Raw genomic sequence first — 25,483 nt, forward strand, 5'->3', positions numbered from 1 at the left:
GCGCGCTGGCGCGCGCGGGTCCGCGGCCCCTTGTGTCTCGCTTCCCAGCGGTCGAGACTCGCGACTTCGTCGCATGCGCTTCGACCGCTGGGAAGCGAGACGGCCGCGGACGGGCTCGTAAGACTCGCCCTGTGGGTGGCTGGGAGTGCGTGGATGTTGCGGTGGGCATCATGGCCCGGGCGATGGTGAGCGGTGTCGGGGGAGCCCGTTCTGCTGGCAATCGGGGAGCCCATCTTGCTCGCTACGTGGGTGTGCGGCCGCAGCGCGGCACGGGTGCGGCCGGTGCGTTACCCGCGAGTAGGGGCGGGCGTCGATGGCGATACGCTGCACGCATGCCGTATCTGGAGCGTCAGGGTGATGTGTTCGTGCTGTACCTCGGTAGCGAGGGACAGGCCGACAGCGAGAACCGCTTCCATCCGGACTGGATCGACGAGGTGCACGGGCTGTTCGACGAGGTCGAGGCGTCCGAGGGACCCGCGGCGCTGGTCACAACGGCCACCGGCAAGTTCTTCAGCAACGGCCTCGACACCGACTGGCTGTTCGGCAACCCCGGCGAGATTCACGGCTACCTGGACAAGGTGCACTCGCTCTACACCCGCCTGCTGGCCTTCCCGATGCCGACGGTCGCCGCGATCAACGGGCACGCGTTCGGCGCGGGCGCGATGCTGGCCACCTCGCACGACTTCCGCGTCATGCGGGCCGATCGCGGCTTCTGGAGCCTGCCAGAGGTGCACCTGGGCATGCCGTTCACCGTCGGCATGAACGCCCTGCTCACCAACCGCCTGAGCAATCAGGTCTGCGTGCAGGCCATGACCACCGGCCACCGCTACCCGGCCGACCAGGCCGTCGCGGCGGCCATCGTGGACCAGGCCGCCGAAGCCGACGCGTTGCTGGACACCGCCGTCGGGTACGCCGCGGCACTCGCGGGCAACCGCAAGCCGAACCTGCCGGTCATCAAGCGGGCGCTGCACGCCGACGCGCTGGCCGGACTCGCCGTGCCGACCACCAAGGAGAACCTGGCGTTCGCCGCCGGGTAACCCCTGGTCCGGCCCCGATGTGACCGGACGAACCGGCACCGGCGCGCCCGAAGCGCGCCACAGTGCCAGACTGTGTCCCATGCCACCACCGAGCCGCGCCGACGACGCCGCGGCGGCGTCCGATGCCGCCGTGGCGGCCGCTGCCGAGCGACTGATCGATCTCTCGCACGCCATTCACGCCGAGCCGGAGGTGGCCTTCGAGGAGACGCGCAGCGTCGCCAAGGTCCTCGAGCCGCTCGCCGAGCGCGGTTTCGAGATCAGTGCCGGCGTCGCGGACCTGCCGACGGCGTTTCGCGCCCGCTACGGAAGCGGGCCGCTGACGGTCGGCATCTGCGCCGAATACGACGCCCTGCCCGAGATCGGGCACGCCTGCGGGCACAACATCATCGCCGCGTCGGCCGTCGGCGCGGCGCTCGGTCTCGCCGAGGTGGCCGACGAACTCGGCATCACCGTGGTGGTGCTCGGGACGCCCGCCGAGGAGAGCGGTGGCGGCAAGGTGCTCATGCTCGAGCGCGGCGTCTTCGATGACATCGCGATGGCGATGATGGTGCACCCCGGTCCGTACGACATCGCAGGCGCGCACTCGCTGGCCCTCGCCGACATCGGCGTGGTCTTCCACGGGCACGAGGCGCACGCCAGCGCGGCGCCTGAGCGGGGCCGTAACGCGGGCGACGCGGTTACCGTCGCACAGGTAGCTCTTGGTTTGCTGAGGCAGCACCTCAACCCCGGTCAGCAACTACACGGTATAGTCAGCGACGGTGGCGTAGCCCCCAACATCGTGCCCGGACGTGCGGAACTGCTGTACTACCTACGCGCAGTCGACTCCGCATCCCTCGATGATCTGACGCGACGAGCGTCGGCTTGTTTCGAGGCGGGCGCCCTCGCGACCGGCTGCACCCACGAAATCCGGACGCTCGCGCCTACATATACCGAGCTGACACCCGATCCGGCGTTACTGTGTGCCTATCGCGAGCAGATCGCCGACCTCGGACGGGTGCCGATCGCACCGGAGCTCGAGGCGCAGCGACCGCTCGGCAGCACCGATATGGGCAATGTCACCAACGTCATCCCGGGCATTCATCCGGTCATCGGCATAGATGCCGGTGGGGCGGTGACACATCAGCCGGGCTTCGCCGCGGCCAGTGTCAACGCCTCGGCGGATCGCGCCGTAACCGATGGCGCGGTCGCGCTCGCGCGTACCGCAATCGCCGTCGCCCGCGATGAAGAACATAGAGACAGGTTGTTGCAACGACTCGTTCAACGACAGGAGGACATTCGGTGAGCACTACAGGCCGACCGGCGGCGCGAGCGACGGGCCAGGAGGCGGCGCGCGCTACCACGGAGGGCCCCGCGAGTGCCGCATTGTCGAACACCTCGGCGCGAGCCACCGGGCCCAAGGGCGCGGCGTGCCTGAGCCAGGAGGCGCCGGCAGGCGTCGCGACCAACACCGTCGTGACCGGCCGGGATGCGGTCGAATCGTGGCTGGCCGAGCACGCAGTCGACCTCGTGCAATGGCGCAGGCACATCCACGCCAACCCCGAGTTGTCCCGCACCGAGTTCGGCACCACCGAGTTCGTCGCGGCCTGGCTGACCAAGGCGGGTCTCTCGCCGCAGAAGATGCCAGGCGGCACCGGCCTGATCTGTGACATCGGACCCGAGGGCCCGCGCATCGGCCTGCGCGCCGACATGGACGCGCTCCCGCTGCAGGAGTTCACCGGCCTCCCCTTCGCCTCGACCGTGCCCGGCGTCTCGCACGCCTGCGGCCACGACGCGCACACCACGATCCTGCTCGGCACCGCCTTGGCGCTCGCGGAGGTGCCCGATCTGCCGGTCGGCGTGCGGCTGGTCTTCCAGCCCGCCGAGGAAGTGATGCCGGGCGGCGCGATCGACCTGGTCGCCGCGGGCGTGATGGAGGGCGTGGAGCGGATCTTCGCGCTGCACTGCGATCCGCGCCTCGAGGTCGGCCGGGTCGGCATCCGCGTCGGCGCGATCACCTCGGCCGCCGACACCATCGAGCTGGTGCTCGACTCGCCGGGCGGCCACACCTCGCGGCCGCACCTGACCAGCGACCTCGTCTACGCCATCGGCACCGTGATCACCGGCCTGCCCGGCCTGCTCAGCCGCCGCATCGACCCGCGGACCAGCACCGTGATGGTGTGGGGCGCGGTGTCGGCGGGCAAGGCGCCGAACGCCATACCGCAGACGGGCATGCTCACCGGTACCGTCCGCACCGGCGACCACGCGACGTGGTCGCTGCTCGAGCCGATGGTGCACGAGATCGTCGACGGTCTGCTCGCGCCGACCGGGGTGCGATACCAGCTCAACTACCGCCGCGGCGTGCCACCCGTGGTCAACGACGAGCACTCGACCAGGATCTTCGAGGACGCGATCCGCGCGCTCGGCCCCGACGCGCTGGCCGACACCATCCAGTCCGGTGGCGGCGAGGATTTCTCCTGGTACCTGGAGGAGGTGCCGGGCGCGATGGCGCGCCTCGGCGTCTGGTCCGGCCAAGGCGAACAGCTGGACCTGCACCAGGCGACCTTCGACCTCGACGAGCGCGCGCTCGAGGTGGGCGTGCGGGTGCTGTCGAACATCGTGCTCCAGCAGCAGGCGCCCTGAGGCTTCGAAAGGAACGGCTTCGAAACGAAAGAACCCCGCCGCCGGGGTGAGCGCCCGGCGGCGGGGTTCGTCGTTTCGTTCTCAGCTCGAGTAGTTGCCCGGTCCCACGTTGCGGCTGTTCCTGGTGCGTAGCGCGTGCACGTATTCCTCTGGCGCGCCGGCCTTTTCGGCCGCGTCCGCCATCACGCCGAGGTAGCGCGCCGAGGGTAGGCCGCCCTCGTAGGCGTCGAGCACGTACAGCCAGGCCAGTCGCGGCTCGGTCCCGCTGCCCGGACTCGGCGTGACGCGCAACCGGATCTTCTTGTGGATACCGAAGTCCGAGCCCTCCCAGCGGTCGAGGAGTTGTTCGTCCTCCGGTGAGACGTCGTAGAGCACCACGAACACCCGCGAGCCCGGCTCCTCGACGACCGTCGCCAGCGGCCCTTCCCACCCGATGTCGTCGCCGGCGAAGGTCAGTCGCCAGCCCTCCAGCCAGCCGGTTCCGGACATGGGGGAGTGCGGACAGCGCTCGAGCATTTGGGTCGAGTCCATGTTGGACCCGTAGGCGGCGTAGATCGGCACCTGCAAAGGGTAGCCAATGATGCCACCGGATCGCCGCTATCCCGCCCACATCACGCCGTGTTCCCGGCGCAACGGCCAGGTGTGGCGCGACCGGCAACGGCCCGACCACTAACGTTAGCCAGGTACCGGAGATCCCGGTCGACAGCTCGAGCGGAGGTATCCATGACCCGCATTGCGATCATCGGTGGCGGACCGGCCGGCTATGAGGCGGCCCTTGTCGCGGCCCAGCACGGCGCGGATGTGACATTGATCGACCGCGACGGCATCGGTGGCGCGTGTGTGTTGTGGGACTGCGTCCCCTCCAAGACCTTCATCGCCTCGACCGGGGTGCGCACCGATCTGCGCCGGGCCAGGGATCTCGGGATCACGCTCGATCCGAGCCAGGCGGGCGTCCAGCTGCCGGAGGTGAACGCGCGCGTGAAGGCGCTGGCTCTGGCCCAGTCCTCCGACATCCGTTCCAAACTGCAGTCCGCGGGCGTGACCGTGCTCTCCGGCTGCGCCCAGCTGGCCGAAAACGGGGGCGGACGGTCGGCACACCGCGTGCTGGTGAAGCTCGACGGTGGCCGCGAGCGCGAGCGGACGATCGCGGCCGAGGTGGTGCTGATCGCCACCGGAGCGAGCCCGCGTGTGCTGCCAGGCGCCGAACCCGACGGCGAACGCATCCTGAACTGGCGTCAGCTCTACGACCTGCGCGAGCTGCCGGAAACCCTGGTGGTGGTCGGTTCCGGTGTGACCGGCGCCGAATTCGTCTCCGCCTATACGGAATTGGGCGTCCGCGTGAAGCTGGTGTCCAGCCGCGACCGGGTGCTGCCCCACGAGGACGCCGACGCCGCCCTCGTGCTGGAGGAAGCGCTGGCCGAGCGCGGCGTCGAACTGGTGAAGCACGCGAGGGCCGACGCCGTCGAGCGCACCGCCGAGGGCATCGTGGTCAAGCTCTCCGACGGCCGCACCGTGGCGGGCACGCACGCGCTGATGACAGTCGGTTCCACCCCGAACACCGAGGGCCTCGGCCTGGAAGAGGCGGGAGTCGAGCTCGACCGCGGCGGCTACCTCCGGGTCGACCGGGTCTCGCGCACGTCGGTGCCCGGCGTCTACGCCGCGGGCGACTGCACCGGCCTGCTCCCGCTGGCCTCGGTGGCCGCCATGCAGGGGCGCATCGCGATGTACCACGCGCTCGGCGAGGGCGTCAGCCCGATCCGGCTCAAGACGGTTGCCTCGGCGGTGTTCACCCGGCCGGAGATCGCCACGGTCGGCGTCAGCCAGTCCGCGATCGACAACGGCGAGGTCCCCGCCCGCACCGTGATGCTGCCGCTGAACACCAACCCGCGGGCCAAGATGTCGGGCCTGCGCCGCGGTTTCGTCAAGATCTTCTGCCGCCCGGCCACCGGCGTGGTGATCGGCGGCGTCGTTGTCGCGCCGATCGCCTCCGAACTGATCCTGCCGATCGCCCTCGCGGTGCAGAACAACCTGACGGTCAACGATCTCGCCCAGACCTTCTCGGTCTACCCGTCGCTCACCGGTTCGGTCACCGAGGCCGGTCGTCTGCTCATGCGCCACGACGACCTGGATTGACGCGCCGCAGGGCGGTTCTCGCGGCATTGCCCGCCGACGCGTCGAGTGACGTTGTCGGCTCGGGTATTTCACTGCGTTGCCTGCACGGCGCACATATGGTTGACTGCCCGCAGAGATGCGATCGGCGGGCGGTTGCGTGGTTCTGGTGTGGGGGGATGGTCCTTTCCGAAACCGAACAACGAACGGCCCTTGGGGCGTTCGGCGATCGCGCGCGTCTCACCAGGGACAACTGAGTGCGGTCGATTCGATCGCACCCGGGAAAGGGATTGGCGAAAAGTGAAACATCGTAAGCCGAGTCGGGCGCAGCGAGCGATGGCTAGCACATCGTTGCCACTGGCCACCGCGGCCGCTGTGGCTACATTGTTCGCGGCGCCGGCGGGGGCAGTTCCGAACGATCCGAGCACACCGACCACACCGGCTCCGGTGCAGCCTGGCACCGAGACGCCGCAGGCCGAGAACACGCCGGAGACCACGCAGCCGCAGCCGGGCAAGCCCGAGCAGGCGGACCCGAACAAGCCGGAGACGAAACCGACTCCGAGCCAGCCGGGTGTCACTACCCCGGATCCGGACCAGGTGATGCCGGATCCGAAGAAGGACCCCAAGCTAGCGGCGCCGACCCAGCCGGGCGTCACCACCCCGCGCGTCGCGCCGCTGCCGGTGCCCGGGCAGGTCGAACCGGTGCAGCCGGTCGTCGTTCCCGGCACCGAGTCGAACGACCCGAAGCCGGGGCAGCCGGGCGAAACGCGGCCGGGCGGCGAGAGCGGTGCGCAGCCGGGTGGCGACGCCGACGCGCGCGCCGCGCAGCCGGAAAAGCCGCGCTCCGCCCCGCAGTCGGAGTCGGAGACGCTGGTGCAGCAGCCGCGCTGGGAGGCTCCGCGCCTGCAGACCGCGCCCGCCGCGCCGGTCGTCGAGATGACGGGCCCGCACCAGGAATTCGGCGCCAACGTCGACGGCGGCACCGTGCTGCCCGGTTTCGTGGCCAACACCCACCACTTCCGGAACGAGGCCGGTTACGTCGGCACCGTCGGCTACAACACCCCGACCGGTAAGGGCGAGGCCGGTGTGTCGGTCGAGTTCGTCGACGTCAACACCATCAAGGTCACCAGCTACACCGGTGGCGAGGGTCTGGCGCCCAACACCAACTCCTTCGTGCTCGACACCACCCAGGTGAACCTGGCCAAGGCGTCGGTCGAGCAGTGGATCGCCGCTCAGCCGGGCGGCGCCGCCGCGCTGGAAGCCGCCGCACAGGTTAAACTTCCGCCGATTGTTCCGCCGGGCGACTTGGCTCCGCAGACGGTCAACGTGGCTGGCGTGACCACGCAGTGGGGTGGCTCGTTCCAGTACTGACACGAGCTGTTCAGCGGGTGGGGCGGTCGTTCTCGACCGCCCCACACGTGTGTTCTGGGGAAAGGATTGGGTGTGGGCTCCGAGGGTGACGCGAAGGGCAACGAAGCCGACCAGCCCGGGTCGCAGTTCGGTCCGCCGCTGAGCGAGTTCGGTCCGCCGACCGGAGATTTCGGCCCGCCGGTCGACGGCGGCTTCGGTCCGCCGGTGAGCGAGTTCGGTGGTCCGCAGCTGGGTGAGGTCGGTCCGCAGTGGCCCGAGCCCGCGGGCGAGCATCCGGATGTGGGCTGGCGGCCCGCCGCCGAGGCGCCGCCCGTTCCGCCGACGCCACCGCAATACCGCGCGCCCGAGACCACGGTCTTCCCGGATACCCCGCCTGCGCCGCAGTCCCTTCCCGCCTCGCCGTCTCGCCCCGCGCCCGACTTCGAGCGGGACGTGTCCTCCGATGCGACTGTCCGGCACACCGTCGCGCCCGCGGGCGGAACGCCAGAACGCTGGTGGAACAGCCCGAGCGAATCCGGCGATGTGCCCAAGCCGCCGCCGGAGGCGTCGCGCAAGTCCGATGCCGGGCTTTCCTGGGCCGACGATCCGATCGCCAAGCGGCTCGCACCCAGTGCGCCCGTCGCGTCCGCCAGCAGCTCCGGAGGGAGCAACACCCGCTGGATCGTGCTGGGTGTCGCGGCCGCGCTCGCCGTGCTGATCGGTCTCGTGGTGACCATCGTCGCGGTCAACGGAGGCGGTGACGAAGGCACGACCGCCGCGCCGCCGCCTGCGACCAGCGTCGCGGGAGGTTGCCCGCCCGCGCGCGACGGCAACATGACCCGCGGCAACGGCGCGGGCGGCACCGACAGCGGCCCGGACGCCATTCTGGGCTTCCAGTACGCGTTCTACGTGGAGCGCAGCGGTGAGCGGGTGCGCAAGTTCGTCGCGCCCGACGCGGTGAACATCTCGACCGGTGAGGTCATCCAGAAGGCCATCGACGAGATCATTCCGAAGGGGACGACGCACTGCCTGTGGATGTTCGAGATCGCGCCGGGCACCTACGAGGTGGACCTGCGGGAGCATCGTCCCGACGGCTCGACGATCGTCTACAAGCAGACCGTGACCACGGTCGAGAAGGACGGCGAGACCCTGGTCTCGTCCATCAAGGAACGGCCGTAGTTCTCATATTTTGAGATGACAATTTCATATCCTGGTAACGATGTGCGAGAGTGGGACATCGCGTACTGTGGCGTTCCCCTGGGAGGTTTCCATGTCGCCGACTGTTCCACCGCTGGCAGGCAAGCTCGGCGGACTGAAGAGCTCGGCGATTCGCGACCTGCTGAAGCTCACCACGCGGGCCGAGGTGATCAGCCTTGCGGGCGGATTGCCGGACGCGGAACTGATGCCGCGTGAGCGCATTGCGACGGCGGCCGAGTCGGCGCTGCGCGGCAGCGGCTGCCTCCAGTACACCGAATCGCCAGGCTGGGCCCCGCTGCGCGACGTGCTCGCGGAGCGCGAGTCCGGCCGCCTCGGGCGCCGGGTTCCGGTCGCCGAGGTGTTCGTGATGCACGGTTCGCAGCAGGCGCTTTCGCTGCTGGCCGAGGTGCTGCTCGATCCGGGCGCGCTGGTGGTCGTCGAGGACCCGGCGTACGTCGGGGCGCTCCAGGTCTTTCGCGCGGCCGGTGCGCGCATCGTCGCGGTCCCGCTGGATGGCGAGGGCATGCGCGTCGAGGTGCTGCGCGAGTTGCTCGCGCGCGGCGAGCGGCCCGCGGTGGTGCACACGGTGAGCAACTTCCACAACCCCGGCGGGGTGACCATGAGCTCCGCGCGTCGCCGCGAACTCGCCGAACTTGCCGAGGCACAAGGCTTCTGGGTGATCGAGGACGACCCGTACGGCGAACTCTGGTTCGACCGGCCCGCACCGGAACCGGTGGCGACCTACTCGCCCAACGTGATTCGGCTCTCCAGCGCGTCCAAGATCCTGTCGCCGAGCCTGCGGGTCGGCTGGATGGTCGCCCCCGACCCGGTGTGCCGGGCGGTGGAACTGCTGAAACAGGGTGCGGATCTGTGCGGTTCGGCGCTCACCCAGCAGATCGCGGCGGAGCTTCTCGCGGACCGCGACTGGCTCACCACACACGTCGACCACGTCCGCGGCGTCTACGGCGAGCGGGCCAAGTCCCTGGTGCACGCGGTGCGCACCCGCTTCGGTGAGCGCGTCGTCTGCACCGACGCGGCGGGCGGCATGTTCGTCTGGGCCGACTTCACCGACGGCACCGACACCCAGCTGCTGCTGCCACGCGCCCTCGACGCGGGCGTCGCGTACGTGCCCGGCGCGGCGTTCGCCGTCGAGAACGGCTACCGCAACTCGATGCGCATGTGCTTCACCACCTCCGACACGGCCGTGCTGGAGCAGGCCGTCGACCGGCTTGCCGCGGCGCACGCCGGATAGCGCGTCAGCGTCGGTCGGCACTGCGGCCCGCGGCACTCCACTCGGTGCGCATGCGTCAGTGACCAGCGCGCCCCGCGTGTTCACGCCTTCGTCGGTGGGCAGTGCGCTGGTCGGGCCTGCGCGCCTGCCTCAGTCGACCCAGTTGTAGGTGCGCTCGACGGCCTTGTTCCACGCCGCGATGTGCTCCTCGCGGTCCTCGGCGCTCATGCTCGGCTGCCAGGTGGTGTCGGCGGCCCAGTTGGCGCGAATGTCGTCGGTGCCGGACCAGTAGCCGACGGCAAGGCCCGCGGCGTACGCGGCGCCGAGCGCTGTGGTCTCGGTGACGACCGGCCGGACCACGGGGACGTCCAGGATATCGGACTGGAACTGCATGAGCAGGTCGTTGCCGGTCATGCCGCCGTCGACCTTCAGCGTGGTCAATTCCAGGTCGAGCCGCTGGGATTCGGCGTCGGCGCGCATCGCGTCGACCACCTCGAGGGTCTGGAACGCGGTGGATTCGAGAACCGCTCGCGCCAGGTGGGCTTTGTTGACGAAACGGGTGAGTCCGGCGATCACGCCGCGGGCGTCGGGCCGCCAGCGCGGGGCGAACAGCCCGGAGAACGCGGGCACGATGTAGGCGCCGCCGTTGTCGGCGACACTGCCCGCCAGTTCCTCGATCTCCTCGGCGGAATCGATGATGCCGAGATTGTCCCGGAACCACTGCACCAGCGACCCGGTCACCGCGATGGAACCTTCCAATGCGTAGACCGCGGGCTGATCGCCGAGCCGGTAACAGACCGTGGTGAGCAGCCCGTGCTTGCTGAACACCGGGGTGGTTCCGGTGTTGAGCAGCATGAAATTGCCTGTGCCGTAGGTGTTCTTGGCCTCGCCGGGGATCAGGCAGGCCTGGCCGAAGGTGGCGGCTTGCTGGTCGCCGAGTATGCCCGCGACCGGGACCCCGCGCAACGGACCGGAGCCGATCTCGCCGTAGACCTCCGAGGAGCTGCGGATCTCCGGCAGCATCGCCTCCGGTATCCGGAATTCCGCGCAGATCTCCGAATCCCATTGCAGGGTGCGCAGATCCATCAGCATGGTGCGGGAGGCGTTGGTGACGTCGGTGATGTGCCGTCCGGTCAGGTTCCACAGCACCCAGCTGTCGATGGTGCCGAAGCACAGTTCGCCCGCCTCGGCGCGCTCCTGCGCGCCCGGCACATGGTCCAGGATCCAGCGCAGCTTGGGGCCCGCGAAGTAGGTGGACAGCGGCAGTCCGGTGCGGTCCTGATAGCGGGTCGGGCCCGCGTCGCCGCCGAGCTCGGCGACGAGCCGATCGGTGCGGGTGTCCTGCCAGACGATGGCGTGGTGAATCGGCTTGCCGGTGGCGCGTTCCCAGACCACGGTGGTCTCGCGCTGATTGGTGACGCCGACGGCGGCGATGTCACCCGCACCGAGGCCGTTGCGTTCCAGCACCTCGCCGATCACCGATTCGGTGTTGTGCCAAATGGTTTCGGCATCGTGTTCGACCCAGCCCGGCCGCGGGAAGAGCTGCTCGTGTTCGCGCTGGGCCACCCCGACGACGCGGCCACGCCGGTCGAAGACGATGCACCTGCTCGATGTCGTGCCCTGATCGATGGCGGCCACATAGCGACGCATTGCAGCAGGCTACTAAACGCCCGGCGCGCTCGGTATCGCATCGCGGCATGATCGCCGGTACCACCGCCCGCGCTCCGCCCGTGCGCGGCTTTGGACGGACTTCGTCCGGCCGCGCCTATTAGGCTGGGGTGGTTACCGGCGAGTAGTTCCGCACGACACACGGAGCCCGCGCCGACCGGCGCTCGGCGTGGCGATTCGCATAGCCTGTACGAGAACAGCTCGATCGGTGCCCGTGAAGACCGTACGTCCGATGCAGGCGAATCGGCTGGAGGAGTCGAGCATGACCATGAAACCGGAATCGCAGTTCCTCGGCCCGGAGCAGCGCCGTACGGCCTGGGAGCGGTTGGGTAAGGAACACTTCGACGTGATCGTCATCGGCGGCGGTGTGGTCGGTGCTGGCATCGCGCTCGACGCGGCGACCCGTGGTCTCTCGGTCGCGCTGGTGGAGGCGCGGGATCTGGCGTCGGGCACCTCGAGCAGGTCGTCGAAGATGTTCCACGGCGGGCTCCGGTATCTGGAACAGCTGGAGTTCGGTCTGGTACGGGAGGCGCTGCGCGAGCGCGAGCTGGCGCTGGCCCGCCTGGCGCCGCACCTGGTGAAGCCGCTTCGCTTCCTCTATCCGCTGACCCGCCGGGTGTGGGAGCGTCCGTACGTCGCTTCCGGGCTGATGCTCTACGACACCATGGGCGGCGCGAAATCCGTTCCGGGACAGCATCATCTGACGCGCGCGGGCGCGCTGCGACTGGCACCCGGTCTTCGGCGCGACTCCTTGATCGGCGGCGTCAGCTACTACGACACGGTCGTCGACGACGCCCGCCACACCATGATGGTGGCGCGTACGGCCGCGCACTACGGTGCGGTCATCCGGATGTCCACCCAGGTCGTCGGGTTCCTGCGGGAGTCGGATCGGATCGTCGGTGTGCGGTTCCGCGACAGCGAGGACGGGCGTTCCGGCGAGGCGAAGGGGCACGTCGTCATCAACGCGACGGGCGTGTGGACCGACGAGGTTCAGGCGCTCTCGCACAACCGCGGCCGGTTCCACGTGCGCGCGTCGAAGGGCGTGCACGTCGTGGTGCCGCGCGACCGGATCGTCAGTGATGCCGCGATCATCCTGCGCACGGCAACCTCGGTGCTGTTCGTCATTCCCTGGGGCGCGTTCTGGATCATCGGCACCACCGACACCGACTGGAATCTGGACCTGGCGCACCCGGCCGCCACCAAGGCGGACATCGACTACCTGCTCGATCGGGTGAACCAGGTGCTCGTCACTCCGCTGACGAGCGACGACATCACCGGCGTCTACGCGGGCCTGCGGCCGCTGCTGGCGGGCGAGAGCGATTCGACCTCCAAGCTCTCCAGGGAGCACGCCGTCGCGCGGATCGCGCCCGGTCTGGTCGCCATCGCGGGCGGCAAGTACACCACCTACCGCGTGATGGCCTACGACGCGATGGACGAAGCGGCGCAGGACATTCCGGCGCGGGTCTCGCCGTCGATCACCGAGAAGGTGCCGCTGCTCGGCGCGGACGGCTATTTCGCGCTGGTCAATCAGACGGTGCAGCTTGCCGAGGCCTATGGCGTGCACCCGTACCGCGTGAAGCACCTGCTCGATCGCTACGGGTCGCTCATCGACGAGGTGATGGCGATGGCCGCGGGCAAGCCCGAGCTGTTGCAGCCGATCACCGAGGCGCCCTCGTATCTTCAGGTGGAGGCGGTATACGCGGCGGCGGCCGAGGGCGCGCTGCACCTGGACGACATCCTGGCCCGACGCACCAGGATCTCCATCGAGTACTCGCATCGCGGCGCGCACTGCGCCGAGCAGGTGGCCCGGCTGGTCGCGCCGGTGCTCGGCTGGGACGAAGCCGAGATCGACCGTGAGATCAGGACCTATCACGCCAGGGTCGAGGCCGAGATCCGCTCGCAGACGCAGCCCGACGACGCCGCGGCCGACGCGCTGCGGGCCGCCGCGCCCGAGCCGCGCGCGGAGATACTCGAGCCGGTGCCCACCGACGGCTGAACCACCCGGTCAGGATCGATCGAGCGCAGCCTCGACGCCGACCGCCCAGTCCACCAGCGTGCGCAGGTAGCGCAGCACGAGCTCGTCCGGATAGGTGACCGGGTCGGTCAGATGCAGGCGGGCCAATTCCTCGATGGCGGCCAGCATGATTCGTTCCGTCGCGCCGTTCGGATCGACGGTGACCCCGGCGTACCGGGAGAGGTGTCGCGCGCCGATGGCCCGTGCGTAGGCGCGACCCGTCTCGAGCCGGTCGCGCAGTTCGGGCGGGCCGCCGTCGGGCGGGCTGAGCATGATTCGCCAGCTGGTCGGCGCGGCGTGCAGGTAGGCGAGCACTCCGCGGCCGAGCCGATCGACATCGTCGGCGGTGCCGACCCAGTCCACGCTGCGCACGCCGGCCAGCGCGATCGCGGTCTCCCGGTCGAGCAGTGCGGACATCAGCCCGGGCAGATCGGTGAACTGCTGATAGACCAGGGCGCGGGCGACGTCGGCGGTGCGGGCGACGCGATCGATACTCACCGCGGCGAACCCCTCGGCGGCGACGATGTCGCGGGCCACGTCCAGGAGCTGGGTACGCCGGTCGGCCGCGGACATGCGCCGCTTGGGCGCACGTGAGGCTCGCTCCGTGGTCACGGCACAGACGGTAGCGCAAGCAACAGGTCCACCGCCTTGGCCGCACTCTGCACCGCGCTCTCCATGGTCGCCGACCAGTCGGTGGCGGTCCAGTCGCCCGCCAGCACCAGGGTGGGTACCGACGTGCGCTGGTCCGGGCGCAGCCCGTTGGTACCGAGTACCTGCGAGAAGGTCGCCTTCGGCATGCGCACCACGTGGGCCCGCACGACGCGGGCCGAGGCCATCGCCGGATAGTAGCGGCGCAGCAGATCGAGTTGTTCGGCGACGATCTCGTCGTTCGTCTTGCGGATCTGCTCGTAGGCGCCGCTGGTGGTGAGGCAGTACAACCAGGCCTTGTCGGTGCCGCGCCCGGTCATCAGCTGGCGATCGAAGACTTCGTCGATGACGCCGGTACCGCCGATCAGCGCCTCGAACTCCGCTGTCGTGCCGAGCGGACGGTCCAGGTAGAGGTTGGTGCTCACGATCGGCGTGTAGCCGAGTTTGTCTGCCGCGGCGTAGATTTCGGCATGCTCAGGCAGGTCGTCGAGCAGACCCGCGATCGCGGAGTTGGGGACCGCGCAGACCACCGCGTCGGCGGGCAGCACCGAACCGTCGGCCAGCGCGACACCGGTCACCTCGCCGTCGGCGATGTGGATGCGCCGCGCGACGGCGCGATGCCTGACCTCCACCCCGTATCGCTGGAAAACCCGTTGGGCCCCGGTGACATACAGCGTGTCCAGGTCGGTCGTCGGGTAGCCGATGGTGACCGCGCGGCGGTGCCGGACGCCGAGCCGGATGCCGGTCGCCATCACATCGGCGAAGACCTTCGCCGACTCCCGCTGCACCGGTTCGGCGGCGATGCCGAGCGCCAACCAATCCCACAGCGCCTCACGGGCTTTCGCGGGCATGCCGACCCGCTGGAACCACTGCTCGGTGGTGATATCGCCCAGATCGGCTGGCTGGCACAGACATTGCCATCCGAGGAGAACCGTGGCGCGGGCCGCGCGCAGCCGGTCCAGGGCGCTCGCGTCGGGATGTGCGCCGAGGAAAGTGCGCAGCGCCCCGAATCCCTTGGTGGACATGCTCACCGCGCGTCCGTCCGGCCAGCGCAGCGTGGCCCGGTGCGGGAAGGCGACGAATTCGCGGGTGCCGACGCTGGTGAGATAGCGGAACAGGTGTTCGTAGCCGCTGGCGATCACGTGCTGGCCGTTGTCGGGCGGATCGTCGACGGCATCGACCTGCATGGCGTGGGTGCGCCCACCCAGCCGTCCGCGGCGCTCCAGGAGCGTGACTCGTTTCCCCGCTTCGGCGAGCCAGACCGCGGACGCGAGCCCCGCCAGTCCTCCGCCGATGACCACATAGCGCCGCGGATCGTCCATGGCCGTACCCTTCCCGCTTAACTTACATGTTGCAAGTTAGGCGGGAAGGGTTGAGCGGTCAAGGGTTTCAGGCAGACACGCCCTGGAAGGCGCGCAGCTCGGCGGCATTGTGCGCGGAGAAGATCCGCACCCGCGAGCCATGCTCGCGGAGAAGGTCGCGCAGGCGCTGCTGGTTCTCGCGCCGCGGTCCGCCGAGGGTCTCCACGCTGCGCTCGAACAGGGTGACGCCGAGCGGCTGGTGCGGATGTGTGAGATCCAGTTGGCCGGGGTGGAAATACGCGTCGCCCGCTGCCAGCAGCCAGCCGTCGCCGGTGTCGACGGCGATGCCGGCGTGACCTCGGGTGTGCCCGGCCAGCGGCACCAGCAGCAGGCTCGGCGGCAGCCCGGCCAGTTCGCGGACCGCCTCGAAGCCGAACCACCGCTCGCCGTGATCTGCGTAGGACTGCCACTTCGGTCCATGCTCGAATTGCGCCGCGCGGTAACGGAATCGCTCCTGCGCGGTGTGCGCGCCGCGGAAGGCGCGCAGCTCCTCGTCATAGACGTGCACAGTGGCGTGCGGGAAGTCGGCGAGGCCGCCCGCGTGATCGAGATCGAGGTGGGTGAGCACGATGTCGCGCACGTCCTCGCGGCGGAAGCCGAGCGCCTCCACCTGCCGCACCGCGGTCCGCTCCAGGTCGAAAACCGGGCGGGTGAGGTGGATGAAGCGACGGCCGAGCCATTCGTTCGGGCGATGCACGCTCTGCTCGCCCATCCCGGTCTCGATCAGGACCAGCCGGTCGTCGAGTTCGAGAAGCAAACAGTGACAGACCATTTCGGCTCGGCGCAGCAGGCCGGGCGCGCCGTCGAGCAGCTTTCCGCCGAAGGGGCGCATGGTGCCGCAGTCGAGGTGATGGATGCGCATCAGGAGAGCTCCCGTTCGAGGGTGGTGCGGAGGTGGTCGGCGACGGTGCGCAGCGGGGCGATGTCGCGCTGGGTCTTGGCGAGCAGCAGCGCGCCTTCGAGGCTGGTCAGCGCGACGATCGAGAGCCCCGCGGCGCGCTCCTCGTCGACGCCCTTGTCCCGCAGGAACTCCTCGATCGCCTCCCGCCACGAGGCGAACCCGCTGACACAGGCTTGCCTGATGGGTTCGCTCTCGGCGGCAGCGTCCAGCGCGACCGTCGCGAGCGGGCAGCCGCGCCGGAAATCGGAGGCGAGCAGGTTCCGCTCCAAGGCGGCGAACACCGCGTCGGTATCGCCGTCGGCGAGCAGCGCGCGCAGGGTTTCGCGCAGTTGCGCGCTGGACTGGGTCAGCGCCTCCGCCGCGAGCTGCTCCTTGCCGCCGGGGAAGTGGAAGTACAGCGAGCCCTTCGGCGCGCCGCCCGCGCTGACCAGCTCGTTGAGGCCCGTGGCGTAGTAGCCCTTGGTGTGGAAGAGGTCGGCGGCGGCGTCGAGAAAGCGCTGCCGCGAGTCGGTTCGTGGGGACACGAGGTCACGGTACCTCGAGCTATGACGACCGGTCTAGTTATGTTCAGCGCGGCGAGTGCTGGGTGACGCTCGAGTGCGGGACCTCCGCGGTGCCCTTCGGCTGCGGTGGATTCAGGAGCAGGTAACCGAAGACGGCCGTCGCCAGCAGCGCGACCAGCGCTGCGACGTACTGCGCGGCAATCGCGCGCAGCGAGCGCGTGCGCCGCGCCGATCGGGTCGTCATCTGTCCTGCTCCTGTCGGGTGAGTAGCGGTCGGCCGCAAGGGCTGTCGTCATCGAGGGCCGAACTGTTAGCAACTGAGTGGCAACTAACACTCCGCGACACGCGCATCCGCGCGGGCCCTACCCAGATGCCTCCCATGTGAACCGGAACGTTTTCCGACGCGGGCGCGTCCGCCGGGTGAACTTCCGGCCGCCGGCTGCTCGTTGGTCAGCAACTCACGGCGAGCCATCACGGAGCGTGGTGGGTGGGCGTACACGGCGCAGCCGCCGCGGTGGTCACATACACCAGGTGACAAACCACTGCGCCACGGCCGGTCTACCCGCGCGCCGCGCCCTCCGGCCACACCACATGGACCGGCACGCCCTTCGCGCGCGCGAGGTCGACCACCGAACCGGTGCTGCCTGCCTGTCCTGTCTCGCCGTCCCACACCGCGATCAACCGATCGACCGAGCCCAGCACCGCCTCGTTCGCGGCTTCGTAAGCTTCCCGGCCCGCGTCGTCGTAGTCCATGACCAGCACCTTGGCCGCCCGCGCCACAAGATCGTCGAAAAGAGCTGCGTGGTCCGGCTTCACCTTCGCCGCACGGTAGTTTCGTGACGGCAACACGACCTCCAGGCGGGCACCGGCGTCGAGCACCGCGCGCGCGAACACCGAGTCCGCGCCGCGGGCGATGCAGCTGACGCCGACCAGCTCGCCTGGGTCGTCGTCGGCGATCAGTACCCGCACCGCCTCGTAGACCATCAGCTCGGTGGCCTCGGTGATGTTCATGTGCCCGGTGACGCCGACCCGCACCATACTTTCGCTCCTCATGCTGTCGCGGCGACCAGTGGTCGCATCCGCTCCCGCAGCTCGACCGCCGCACCCACCGTCGCGAACCGTCCGGTGCGGTTGTACACCCTCGCCACCTTCTTCGCGACCCTGTCCGACGCGGTCTGCTCGACGACTTGCAACGCAGCGTGACCGATACGGCGAGCCTCCTCGAGCTCGCCCTCGATGAGCCGCGCCTCGACCATGCCCAACTGGTCGAGTGCGGCGCTGCGCCGCCGCCCCGGTCTGCGCACGTTCCGGCGCAGATGAGTCGGCAGTCCCACGTACGCGCCGCTGACTGGCGTGCGGCGGATTGCAGTGATCACCGCTCTCGGGAGGCATAGTCCCCGACTGTCTTGCTTGGTCCACGAACGAGATTCGTTACGGACGTCGCTCTCGCCGCGGCCCGCGAGGTCGAAGAAGAGACGGGTTGGCGCCCGAGGACCATGGAGCGCCTGGTCACCTACCAACCCGCGATCGGCACTCGCCACGGCAAGGCCATCCCCTGGCTGCCCGTCCCCGGCTGTCCTCTCGGACGTCGCGCTACGACAGGTCGAGCTGACGGTTTATCGGCATTGCGGCGTAGGTGAGCACGGGTAGCTTGACGACGACTACACCGAACTGGTCAATTCGGCTACGCCGATGTCGGTCCACTCGTATCGACGATGGTCGCGGTTCAACGCGATCAACGACACAGCGCTCACCTCCTCCTCCACCGCGATGTCGGCAAGCCCGGCGTCGACCAGTTGGCGGCGGATACCTGGGATCGACGTGACTCCGGTCGAATAGGCCAAAGTCAGGTGCGGCCGAAATGCGTTGCCACGCTCCGGTACTCGCTCCCGGCCCCACACTGACGCGATCGCGTCCTGGATGTCGTCGCGCACTCTCCGGAGACCATCTGGGTTGGCTATCGGTAGCTGAATGGTTTCCCGGTCCACGATCGGGGGGCCAATACGGATCTTGACGGGATCGCATGCGGCGAGCCGCTCGCGCACGGCCTTCATGATCCGCTCGAGGTCGACTTCGGCAACTTCATCGATGAAGCCGATCCCTTGGACGGTGATGTGGAGTCCGGCCGCGTCAACGGGGTCCATCGTCGCTACTTGGGCCAGGGTCGACGCGAACGCCGCGACCAGGCCGCGGGCCGCTGGCTGCTCGGGGATTACGTGCCAGGTGTAGAAGGCTTTCCCGATCGACCAGCCTGGCCGCCACCACCAATGGCTGATCGTCGATTCCTGCTGCTCCTCGAGCACAAGCGGTCACCTCGCTATGTCGTCAACGGGAGAGGGCAGGGCAGACGGAACTCCGCGGCCACTTCCGCGATCTCGGCGACACCACGGGCAGAGCGCCCCGCAGTGTTGCGCGCCATCAACGCTATCTCCTCCACCCGTTGTACGAGGGGCCCCAACACGAGCTCACGACATCAGGTTTCGCAAAACCAGTTGCACGGTCACCGACGCCCATGGCGTAGTCGACTACACCGGCCACTACGGTATCCGCGAGCGGTGTGACATCTGCCCAGCCCAGTTCGACCGCTGCGCGCAGGCGTGGCGACAGCCCGACGCGTTCTACACCGCGGCGATCGCCAACGATCTCGGCGGGCGCGTGGTGGAGATCAACGACCGCGCTGTCGTGATCGAGGCCTGCCTGAGCAAAGCGCTACCTGATGCAACACGGCCTGGCCCATCAGGCGCACGACACCACCAAGCCCGACCACCGAACCGGCACGGCCGCGCCGAACTCGGCTGGTCCACGATGAGGGAGACGCTGTGACCACCCCAGTTCCGCACGCGTTCACCGGCAAGGCTCTCGCCGTCGTCGATGTCGAGGGCAACGGTCGCACCCCAGCGGAGATCATCGAAATCGCCGTCCTGCCGATCACCCTCGGCTCCGCGCAGGCCACCGACATGCGCTCATGGCTGATCCGGCCGACCGCACCGATCACCCCGATCGTGACCCGCAAGGTCCACGGCATCACCAACGCCGATGTCGCCGAATGCCCCACCTGGCGAGAGGTTCGGCCCGACGTACAGGCCGCACTCGGTGACCGGGTTCTGGTGGCGCACAACGCGAACGTCGAACACAGGGTGTTGTCGGCACACCTGCCCGGATGGGCGCCGCCGATGGTGCTGGACACCCTGCGCCTGGCCAAAGCGGTGTGGCCGGGCCTGCCCCGCTACGGCTTGGACAAGCTCATCGACCACGCCGAACTCGACACCGCGGCGTTGGCCGAACAGGGCTACCACCGCGCCGCCTACGACACGTGGGCGGCGTGGCAGTTGTTGCGCCGCCTCGTTGGTGACAGCGGCCTCGATTGGGACGGTGTCGTGCGCGCCGCCGCACCGGGCCGAATTCGTACCGGTGCTCGAACCCGAAGGGGGACTGTGGTGAACCAGTTCGGAACGCAAACGGCACTCTGGCCACCGGTAGGTGAGTCGAATCGGCCGATCTTGAATGAGATAGGTTCGAAAGGGGCGACGCGACAGGAGAATTCATGATGACTGAAGTGCACGGTATGTCTGTCGATGTTCGGACGCCCGATGGTGTCGCCGACGCGTATGTTGCCTACCCCGACGATGGCGCCGCCCATCCGGGAGTGCTGGTGATTCAGGACGGTTTCGGATTGCGGCCGAGCCTGCGGTCGCTGGCCGATCGTCTTGCCGCTCACGGCTATACGGTCCTGCTGCCGAACGCCTATTACCGGCACGGGCGTGCGCCGGTGATCGAGTTGCCGGACTTCATCGACCCGGAGGAGCGGCCGGAGATCTTCCAGCAGGTCTTCCCGATGATCCGCGAGCTGACGCCGGAGCTCCTGCGTTCCGATGTCGGCGATTACCTCGAGTGGATGGCCGCGTCGCCGCAGGTCGCCGAGGGGAAGGTCGGTGTCACCGGCTACTGCATGGGTGCGCGGCTGGCGGTGCTGGCCGCCGCCATGTTCCCGGATCGGGTTGCTGCGGTTGCCGGATTCCATGGCGGACCACTCGTCACCGACACCCCGGACAGCCCGCACCTGACCGTCGGAAACATCACGGCGGAGCTGTATTTCGCTCACGCTGGCGAGGATCACCACATGACCCCGGAACACATTGCCCAGTTCGACAAGGCACTCGAGGCCGCAGGCGTCCGCCACCGCACCGAGGTCTACGAGGGGGCTCAACACGGCTACACCCAGGCCGATACTTCCGCCTACGACCCCGAGGCCGCCGAACGGCACTACCGCGAACTGCTGGCCCTGTTCGACCGCAATTTGCGCCAGTAGCCGGGCCTGCCGAGCCTCCCTGGGGCATTACGCACCGGCGGATCGGTCGGTCAGACGGCGATCGACCTCGAGGGCGGCGGGCCAGCGCCTGCTCGCCCCACCTCAGCGCGCCGGGAACGCGCCGGTACATCACCACGTGCCAGGCTGATCGTTCCCGGCGCGGCGGTGCCAGCGGGAGCGGGCGAGGTTGTGGGCGGCGCGAAGTAGTTCCAGGACAGCTGTTTCCGTGCGCGGGCCCGGATTCACCACCGCAAGCCAGCCCTGAGTTCCGTAGACCGGGTGCGCAATGACGGTGTCGGTGGCGCTCGGGTCCACGTCGTGTGGATCGGCGTCGCGGGGCGTGCGGCCCATCCAGTTCAGGAAGGCGTCCTTGCCTGCGAAGAAATTCACGCGGAAGGTGTCGGGGCGGTTCAGGTGCGAGGTTTCGTCGCCGGGGTAGTCCTTCGTGACGACCGTGGCGAAGGGTTGTGTTCGGGGGACGACGCCGTCCGGGGCGTAATAGAAGAACGCATCGCCCCAGCTGAGTTCGGGGGAACCGTCGCCGGGTTGCGGCTTCAATGTCAGGACTCCGTCGAGTGCCGCGACGAATTCGATGATCTCGTCCATCTTCATGTGTTCTAGCGTTTCACTCATGTGCTTATGGAGACTTCAGACCGAGAATGCCGAGCTCCCAGGATGACAAGTCGCAAATCGCCTGGATTGCGCACGGTGGACATAGCCAGAGAGACCGGGTGCTCCGTTCAGCAGGTGCGCAACCTCGAACGCGACGGGGTCCTGCCTCCGGCGACGCGCACCGCCGCCGGTTACCGGACCTACACGCAGGCGCACCTGCATTCCGCGTTGGCCTATCGGGCCTTCGCGGTGGGCGCGGGTCCGGTCGAGGCCAAGCGGATCATGCGCGCCGCGCACGCGTACCCGGGTTCGGATCTGCTCGCCCTGCTGGACGCCGCCCACGCCCGGCTCGCCACCGAGCGCCGGGAACTGGAACTGGCCAAGCGGGCGGCGGGCGCGATCACCGTCGAGCCGATGGACGATGTCCGGCCTGCTGACTCGATGAGCGTCGGGGAGCTCGCCGGTGCACTGGGCGTGCGGCCGTCGACGTTGCGGCACTGGGAATCCGAAGGTCTCCTCGCGCCTCCGCGCGGCATGCCGCGCGGAGCACGCGAGTACACGCCCACCGACGTCCGAGACGCGCGGATCGTCAACCAGCTGCGGCGGGCCGGTTACCGAATCGCTCCGCTGCGCGCCCTCATGCCGGAGCTGCGCCGAGCGAGCAGATGGCACGAGATCTCATCCGTGCTGGCGGCGCGAGACGCGAGCATCGATGTCCGCTCGCGTGCCCTGCTCGACGGCGCCGCCGAGCTGGGCGTTGTGCTCGCGTCGGCGTGATGGTTCGAGAACATGTTGCGGAGCACGGCGGTGAGTTCACCCCGTGATCGAGCGAACCTGTTCCTCGTATTTCGCCCGCACGCCGGCGTCGGCGGGATGCAGCGCGCGGTTGCCGTCGAACAGTTTTCGGACCAGCTGAACCGCGCGTTCCGGCGCGGCGGCCAGCGCGACGTCGAGAGAACCGAGGTAATTCGGCACGGCCACTTCGGCTTTGCGGGTCTGAAGGGTCTGGACGATGGCGGCGGCGACGTCTTCTGGGTCGACGGTGGGCATCCCGCGCCCGAGGGTCAGGCCCGACGACAGCCTGGTGCGCACCGCGGAGGGCAGTACGCAGCTGACGCTCACGCCGTGCTCCGCGAACTCCAAACGCGTTGCGGCAGAGAGACCGACGGCGGCGAACTTGCTGGCATTGTAGACGGCCAAGCCGGGAATCGGAATCTTGCCCGCCAGGGAGGCGACGTTCACGATGTGCCCGCGCCCGCGCGCGATCATCCCCGGCCCCACCGCGCGCATGCCGTGGATCAGGCCCCAGACATTGATGTCGATGGTGGCCCGGCCGACCGCGTCGGGCTCGTCCAGGAACGCGCCCGCCGGCATCACGCCCGCGTTGTTGACCAGAATGTCGACGCGACCGAGCTCGGCGACGGCCTTGTCCCACTGCTCGCGGACGCGCACGTCGAGCTCGAAGGCGTGCGCGCCGATGGACGCTGCCGCTTCTTCGGCCGCCGTGGTGTCGACGTCGGCGATGGCCACCTCGGCTCCGGCGTCGGCGAAGATCTGGGCGGTGGACAGGCCGATGCCGCGGCCCGCTCCGGTGATCAGCACCCTGGCGTCCCGCACATCGATGGCCGGATATCCGTGTCCGAGAATTCTCATGCGAACGCTCCTTGTTCGAGGGCGCGGCGGGTGCTGCGCAGACTGTGCCGGAAGGTGTCGAGGCGGCGGCGGCCGTCCATGAAGTTGGGACCCATCACGGCGAGGTCCTCGGCGGTCGTGCCGAGCATCAGCACCCGGGTGCCCGCGTCGCGCAATGCGGCGATCTCCGCGGCGAGCTGCGCGCTCATCCGGTCGCGCAGCTGACGTTCCAGGAAATGGCCGGGGCCGGTAGCGGGGACACGCGACGCGGAGGCCATCGGCGCGAGCACCACGACCTCGTCCAGCCCCTGCCCCGCGAGCAAATCCACCGACGCGGTGGACCCCGCACCGCCGTCGACGAACCGGCGACCGGCGATCGAGACCGGCGGCAGCCAACCGGGGATCGCCCAGGAAGCGCGCAGCGCCGCGCCGAGGGCGGCATGGGGAGCATCCGGCGCGCCGAACGGAACCCGTTGTCCGGTGGCGTAATCCATGGCGACCAGCCATGTCGCGGGATGCGGCGTCCAGTCGCGGCCCGGGTTGAGTCGCTCGGCGAGCCGCTGCAACCATCCTGCGTCGCCGCCGCCGATCGGCAGCAGGCCGCTGCCCGCGGTGAGCAGCCGCTGCGCCGAGCCCGCCGCGCGCAGACTCAGCCGCGGTGCGCCGAGGCGGGGACGGGGCAGCGGCGGGAACCGTCCCGGCGCATCGCGCATGTGCTCGAGCAGGATCGGGTTCGTGCTCCGGCCTTCCTGCATGGCGACCAGTTCCTCGACGCCGAGGCCGCTGCCGAGCATGGTCACCAGCTCCGCGCCGGCCGACGTGCCGATCAGGACGTCGGCCTCGCGCGGGTCCCAGTCGAGCACGTCGCGCACCGCGGCCAGCGCGGCGACGATCCAGGCGGCGCCGACCGTGCCGCCGCAACCGATGGCCAGGCCACGTCGCTGTGACCCGTTGTTGTTACCCATGGTTTCGCACACTAGCAGAATCCAAATTCTCTCGGTATCCGAAATCTCATGGTACGTAGAATCGCCGCATGGCACGACTGACCCGATCCGAGAGTCAGGCCCGAACCAGGGCCGCTCTGGTCGCGACGGCGCGCGATCTCTTCCTTGCCGACGGCTACGCGAAGACCTCGATGGAGCGGGTTGCGGAGGAGGCCGGCTATTCCAAGGGCGCGGTCTACTCCAACTTCCGCACCAAGAAGGAGCTGTGCCTGGAGGTGCTCGAGCACATCCACACCACCAAGTTCGGTGAGGTGGCCGAACTCGTCGCCGCGGACGAGAGCCTGGACGACCGGCTCGCGCGGCTTCAGGACTGGGCCGAACGCACGCTCGGCGACGTCGGGTGGACATTGCTCGAGTTCGAATTCGCCACGCTCTCCCGCGACGATCCCGAGTTGCGGGCCGCGCTGGTGTCCAGCCTCGGCGCGGTGCGCGGTGCGGTGGCCGCGCAGTTGCAGACCCTGGCCGACAGTCTCGGGTTGGTCTTGCCGATGCCCGCCGAGGATGCCGCGGCCACGGTGCTGAGCCTCGGTCTCGGTCTCGGCATTCAGCGCGCCATCGACCCGTCCCTGTCGGCCCGGCTGATCACCGACGCGGTGCGGCTGCTGTTGAGCGTCGCCGAGCGGTCGACGACCGCGCTCACGGCGGGAAGTGCAGTGTCCACTCGCCGCGATAGTGCAGCCGGGTGACGCTACCCGGCGGAATGTCGATGCGCCAGAACGATTTCGGCGGGGCGTCAAGGGTCACCAGCAGCGCCGCGCGGATCACGGCGGGATGGGTCACCGCGACGGTGGACATCCCCCCGGACGCGATCTCGGCCATCCAAAACCTGGTCCGTTCGATCACGTCCAGCACCGATTCCCCGCCGTGCCCGCGGAACTGCGGGTTGGTCAGCCAGGCGTAGAGCTCGTCCTGCGGCACCGACATCAGCTCGCCGCCGCGCCACGCGCCCGCGTCCAGGTCACGCAGCCGGTCGTCCTCCTCGCCCGGCAGACCGAGCAGAGCGGCGGTCTCGACGGTGCGACGCTCCGGCCCGGTGAGCACCCGCGGCGCGGTCAGCGGTGTGCAGGCGGCGATGGCGCGGCGGCCGGCCTCGGTGAGAGATTCGTCGACTGGAAAGCGTGCCTTTCGCATCGCCTCGGTCATGCCATGGCTGACCAGGTCGAGTCTCAGCACCTTCTGCACGGTTGGAAGCGTACGACCCGGCGCCTGCGGGCGGACCTTTATCCCTCGCTAGGGAGGCTCGGAGTGCGCTGTCGTGTAGCGCACGGTTTGCCTGTTGAAGGACCTG

At 69.2% G+C, this 25,483-nt stretch carries 26 protein-coding genes; 12 read left to right on the top strand and 14 right to left on the bottom strand.

What is annotated here, in order from left to right; genetic code table 11:
• Positions 1–332: 332 nt before the first annotated feature.
• The 3 genes from AB0H50_RS32490 (at position 333) to AB0H50_RS32500 (ending at position 3,656) form a co-directional block, all read left to right on the top strand.
• Entirely contained in the window at positions 333–1,037 is a 705-nt protein-coding gene (locus AB0H50_RS32490) for an enoyl-CoA hydratase-related protein (RefSeq protein ID WP_357460273.1), read from the top strand.
• A 79-nt stretch (positions 1,038–1,116) separates the two neighbouring features.
• Positions 1,117–2,319 carry a M20 family metallopeptidase gene (locus AB0H50_RS32495; protein ID WP_357460276.1) on the top strand — a complete coding sequence of 401 codons (1,203 nt, stop codon included), beginning with the start codon at positions 1,117–1,119 and terminating at the stop codon, positions 2,317–2,319.
• 170 nt (positions 2,320–2,489) lie between these two features.
• Entirely contained in the window at positions 2,490–3,656 is a 1,167-nt protein-coding gene (locus AB0H50_RS32500; protein WP_357460566.1) for a M20 family metallopeptidase, read from the top strand.
• An 81-nt stretch (positions 3,657–3,737) separates the two neighbouring features.
• On the opposite strand, the gene AB0H50_RS32505 is transcribed toward AB0H50_RS32500, so the two are convergent.
• Positions 3,738–4,217: a gamma-glutamylcyclotransferase gene (locus AB0H50_RS32505; RefSeq protein WP_067787901.1), complete on the bottom strand. Its 480-nt coding sequence runs from the start codon at positions 4,215–4,217 to the stop codon at positions 3,738–3,740.
• Between the two features lie 81 nt (positions 4,218–4,298).
• On the opposite strand from AB0H50_RS32505, the gene AB0H50_RS32510 reads away from it, so the two are divergent.
• The 4 genes from AB0H50_RS32510 to AB0H50_RS32525 all read left to right on the top strand — a co-directional run bounded on the left by AB0H50_RS32510 (position 4,299) and on the right by AB0H50_RS32525 (position 9,564).
• Positions 4,299–5,789 (top strand): NAD(P)H-quinone dehydrogenase, encoded by a 1,491-nt coding sequence (locus AB0H50_RS32510; protein WP_357460278.1) that lies wholly within the window; start codon positions 4,299–4,301, stop codon positions 5,787–5,789.
• Between the two features lie 312 nt (positions 5,790–6,101).
• Positions 6,102–7,136: a hypothetical protein gene (locus AB0H50_RS32515; protein ID WP_357460279.1), complete on the top strand. Its 1,035-nt coding sequence runs from the start codon at positions 6,102–6,104 to the stop codon at positions 7,134–7,136.
• A gap of 72 nt (positions 7,137–7,208) precedes the next feature.
• Entirely contained in the window at positions 7,209–8,294 is a 1,086-nt protein-coding gene (locus tag AB0H50_RS32520) for a hypothetical protein (RefSeq protein ID WP_357460281.1), read from the top strand.
• Between the two features lie 91 nt (positions 8,295–8,385).
• Positions 8,386–9,564: a PLP-dependent aminotransferase family protein gene (locus AB0H50_RS32525; protein ID WP_357460284.1), complete on the top strand. Its 1,179-nt coding sequence runs from the start codon at positions 8,386–8,388 to the stop codon at positions 9,562–9,564.
• Between the two features lie 129 nt (positions 9,565–9,693).
• On the opposite strand, the gene glpK is transcribed toward AB0H50_RS32525, so the two are convergent.
• Complete coding sequence (gene glpK, locus AB0H50_RS32530) at positions 9,694–11,193, bottom strand: glycerol kinase GlpK (RefSeq protein ID WP_357460286.1); 1,500 nt, start codon at positions 11,191–11,193, stop codon at positions 9,694–9,696.
• Between the two features lie 280 nt (positions 11,194–11,473).
• On the opposite strand from glpK, the gene AB0H50_RS32535 reads away from it, so the two are divergent.
• Entirely contained in the window at positions 11,474–13,207 is a 1,734-nt protein-coding gene (locus AB0H50_RS32535; RefSeq protein WP_357460288.1) for a glycerol-3-phosphate dehydrogenase/oxidase, read from the top strand.
• A gap of 9 nt (positions 13,208–13,216) precedes the next feature.
• Here AB0H50_RS32535 and AB0H50_RS32540 read toward each other — a convergent pair whose 3' ends face one another.
• From AB0H50_RS32540 to AB0H50_RS32575, 8 genes are all read right to left on the bottom strand, one after another.
• The gene (locus AB0H50_RS32540) at positions 13,217–13,798 is read right to left on the bottom strand and encodes a TetR family transcriptional regulator (protein WP_357460568.1); all 582 of its coding nucleotides are present in this window, start codon (positions 13,796–13,798) and stop codon (positions 13,217–13,219) included.
• Between the two features lie 35 nt (positions 13,799–13,833).
• Positions 13,834–15,195, bottom strand: coding sequence for a hydroxysqualene dehydroxylase HpnE (hpnE, locus tag AB0H50_RS32545; RefSeq protein ID WP_357460291.1), 1,362 nt, complete (start codon positions 15,193–15,195; stop codon positions 13,834–13,836).
• 67 nt (positions 15,196–15,262) lie between these two features.
• The gene (locus AB0H50_RS32550; RefSeq protein ID WP_357460294.1) at positions 15,263–16,096 is read right to left on the bottom strand and encodes an MBL fold metallo-hydrolase; all 834 of its coding nucleotides are present in this window, start codon (positions 16,094–16,096) and stop codon (positions 15,263–15,265) included.
• Complete coding sequence (locus tag AB0H50_RS32555) at positions 16,096–16,659, bottom strand: TetR/AcrR family transcriptional regulator (protein WP_357460297.1); 564 nt, start codon at positions 16,657–16,659, stop codon at positions 16,096–16,098. The genes AB0H50_RS32550 and AB0H50_RS32555 overlap by 1 nt, the downstream gene beginning before the upstream one ends.
• A 43-nt stretch (positions 16,660–16,702) precedes the next feature.
• On the bottom strand, positions 16,703–16,882 hold the full coding sequence (locus AB0H50_RS32560) for a hypothetical protein (protein ID WP_357460300.1): 180 nt from the start codon (positions 16,880–16,882) through the stop codon (positions 16,703–16,705).
• 314 nt (positions 16,883–17,196) lie between these two features.
• The gene (locus AB0H50_RS32565) at positions 17,197–17,676 is read right to left on the bottom strand and encodes a hypothetical protein (protein WP_357460302.1); all 480 of its coding nucleotides are present in this window, start codon (positions 17,674–17,676) and stop codon (positions 17,197–17,199) included.
• Between the two features lie 11 nt (positions 17,677–17,687).
• Positions 17,688–18,014 (bottom strand): hypothetical protein, encoded by a 327-nt coding sequence (locus tag AB0H50_RS32570; protein ID WP_357460305.1) that lies wholly within the window; start codon positions 18,012–18,014, stop codon positions 17,688–17,690.
• A gap of 285 nt (positions 18,015–18,299) precedes the next feature.
• Positions 18,300–18,941: a 2'-5' RNA ligase family protein gene (locus tag AB0H50_RS32575; protein ID WP_357460308.1), complete on the bottom strand. Its 642-nt coding sequence runs from the start codon at positions 18,939–18,941 to the stop codon at positions 18,300–18,302.
• Between the two features lie 516 nt (positions 18,942–19,457).
• Here AB0H50_RS32575 and AB0H50_RS32580 point away from each other — a divergent pair.
• Together AB0H50_RS32580 and AB0H50_RS32585 are read left to right on the top strand one after the other, a co-directional pair.
• The gene (locus AB0H50_RS32580; RefSeq protein WP_357460311.1) at positions 19,458–20,186 is read left to right on the top strand and encodes a 3'-5' exonuclease; all 729 of its coding nucleotides are present in this window, start codon (positions 19,458–19,460) and stop codon (positions 20,184–20,186) included.
• A 17-nt stretch (positions 20,187–20,203) separates the two neighbouring features.
• Positions 20,204–20,947: a dienelactone hydrolase family protein gene (locus tag AB0H50_RS32585; RefSeq protein ID WP_357460314.1), complete on the top strand. Its 744-nt coding sequence runs from the start codon at positions 20,204–20,206 to the stop codon at positions 20,945–20,947.
• A 129-nt stretch (positions 20,948–21,076) separates the two neighbouring features.
• On the opposite strand, the gene AB0H50_RS32590 is transcribed toward AB0H50_RS32585, so the two are convergent.
• Complete coding sequence (locus AB0H50_RS32590; protein ID WP_357460570.1) at positions 21,077–21,559, bottom strand: DUF6194 family protein; 483 nt, start codon at positions 21,557–21,559, stop codon at positions 21,077–21,079.
• A gap of 63 nt (positions 21,560–21,622) precedes the next feature.
• Here AB0H50_RS32590 and AB0H50_RS32595 point away from each other — a divergent pair, with 63 nt between their 5' ends.
• Positions 21,623–22,336 (top strand): MerR family transcriptional regulator, encoded by a 714-nt coding sequence (locus tag AB0H50_RS32595; RefSeq protein ID WP_357460317.1) that lies wholly within the window; start codon positions 21,623–21,625, stop codon positions 22,334–22,336.
• A 36-nt stretch (positions 22,337–22,372) separates the two neighbouring features.
• On the opposite strand, the gene AB0H50_RS32600 is transcribed toward AB0H50_RS32595, so the two are convergent.
• Together AB0H50_RS32600 and AB0H50_RS32605 are read right to left on the bottom strand one after the other, a co-directional pair.
• A complete protein-coding gene (locus AB0H50_RS32600; RefSeq protein WP_357460319.1) occupies positions 22,373–23,212 on the bottom strand; it encodes an SDR family oxidoreductase in 840 nt (279 codons plus the stop codon).
• Complete coding sequence (locus AB0H50_RS32605) at positions 23,209–24,156, bottom strand: patatin-like phospholipase family protein (protein WP_357460322.1); 948 nt, start codon at positions 24,154–24,156, stop codon at positions 23,209–23,211. Before AB0H50_RS32605 ends, AB0H50_RS32600 begins: the two co-directional genes overlap by 4 nt.
• 68 nt (positions 24,157–24,224) lie before the next feature.
• Here AB0H50_RS32605 and AB0H50_RS32610 point away from each other — a divergent pair, with 68 nt between their 5' ends.
• Entirely contained in the window at positions 24,225–24,881 is a 657-nt protein-coding gene (locus tag AB0H50_RS32610) for a TetR/AcrR family transcriptional regulator (protein WP_357460325.1), read from the top strand.
• Here the strand turns inward: AB0H50_RS32610 and AB0H50_RS32615 are convergent.
• On the bottom strand, positions 24,832–25,377 hold the full coding sequence (locus AB0H50_RS32615; protein ID WP_357460327.1) for a histidine phosphatase family protein: 546 nt from the start codon (positions 25,375–25,377) through the stop codon (positions 24,832–24,834). The genes AB0H50_RS32610 and AB0H50_RS32615 overlap by 50 nt on opposite strands.
• Positions 25,378–25,483 lie beyond the last annotated feature (106 nt).

The organism is Nocardia sp. NPDC050793 (genome assembly GCF_040654065.1).
Taxonomy (GTDB): Bacteria; Actinomycetota; Actinomycetes; order Mycobacteriales; family Mycobacteriaceae; genus Nocardia.